The 1,253-nt window shown below is 64.7% G+C and carries 2 protein-coding genes; one reads left to right on the top strand and one right to left on the bottom strand.

Features of this window, described 5'->3' with window-relative positions; all coding sequences use genetic code 11:
- Positions 1 to 521: penicillin acylase family protein (locus QMX78_RS21420; RefSeq protein ID WP_282273474.1), on the bottom strand; the 521-nt coding region annotated here is incomplete at its 3' end.
- A 150-nt stretch (positions 522 to 671) separates the two neighbouring features.
- Between QMX78_RS21420 and QMX78_RS21415 the strand changes: the two genes are divergently transcribed.
- On the top strand, positions 672 to 1,160 hold the full coding sequence (locus QMX78_RS21415; protein WP_282273472.1) for a bacterioferritin: 489 nt from the start codon (positions 672 to 674) through the stop codon (positions 1,158 to 1,160).
- The last annotated feature ends 93 nt before the right edge of the window (positions 1,161 to 1,253 follow it).

The following is a 1,253-nucleotide window of genomic DNA, read 5'->3' as shown; positions in this document are numbered from 1 at the left end:
CGCCGGGTCAGCACCGAGCCCCCCCGCTCCCCCGGCCGCGGCTGCTGGCGCAGCAGCAGATACGGCCATGGCCGCACCGGCAGGGCGGCCAGGCCGGCATTGACACCGTCGCGGTAAGCCTCGATGACGCCGCGCTTGTCACCCAGGGCAGCACCCAGGTTCTGCTGGGTGTGGGCGCGTAAGCGGTGCACGCGCATGCGCTTGTCCAGCGGCAAGGCCTTGGCACCGAACAGCTCGGACAGCTCGCCGGCCGCCGAGCGCCGCATCAGGTCCATCTCGAAGAAGCGTTCTTGCGCGTGTACATAGCCCAGCGCACGGGCCATGTCGGTCTCGTTGGCGGCCTCGACCGTGAGCACCCCCAGTGCGTCACGCTGGATGCTGACCGGTGCCGACAGCCCCGGCAGCGCCAGTTCCCCGTCCAACTGCGGCAGGCTGCCACGCAGCAGCCCCCAGATGACCAGTAGCAAGACCAGCAACAGCCCCAATACAACCCAAAGCGAACGCAGCAGCCAACGCAGCACAGGCCTACCCCCGGTAGCGGTTCTGTCGCGATTGTAGACAGCTTGTGAAGCCGAAAGAGAGGGAATCGCAACTGAAAGTGATTCCGATTAGATCATTGGGTTTTCAGATGGGGCACCCTATGCACCATCGAATCATCAGGAGCACCCCCCATGCAGGGCAAAGCCGAAGTCATTGAGTGCCTGAAGGAGCTGCTGCGCGGCGAACTGGCTGCGCGCGACCAGTACTTCATCCATTCCCGTCGCTATGAGGACCAGGGCCTGCTGGCGCTGTTCGAGCGCATCGGCCACGAGATGGAAGAAGAGACACAGCACGCCGATGCGCTGCTGCGCCGCATCCTGTTCCTCGGCGGCAACCCCGACATGCGTCCGCACGCCTTCGAGCCGGGTGTGACCGTGATGGAGATGTTGGAAAAGGACCTGCAGGTCGAGTACCAGGTGCGCGCCAACCTGGCCGCCGGTGTGAAGCTGTGCGAAGCGCAGGGTGACTACGTCAGCCGCGACATCCTGCTGCTGCAGCTGCGCGACACCGAGGAAGACCATGCCTGGTGGCTGGAGAAGCAGCTGGGTCTGATCAAGCGTATTGGCCTTGAGCTGTACCAGCTGAGCAAGATGGACGCCAAGGGCACCCCGGCGCATTGATCTGAGGGCGGCGGACGCTGCCTGGTAGTGCCGACCCATGGTCGGCATCTGTCAGGTCTATCGGTAATGCCCCTGCCGACCATGGGTCGGCAC

This window comes from Stenotrophomonas sp. PS02298, assembly GCF_029959445.1.
Lineage (GTDB): Bacteria > Pseudomonadota > Gammaproteobacteria > Xanthomonadales > Xanthomonadaceae > Stenotrophomonas.
This window is presented reverse-complemented; position numbering and strand designations above follow the sequence as displayed.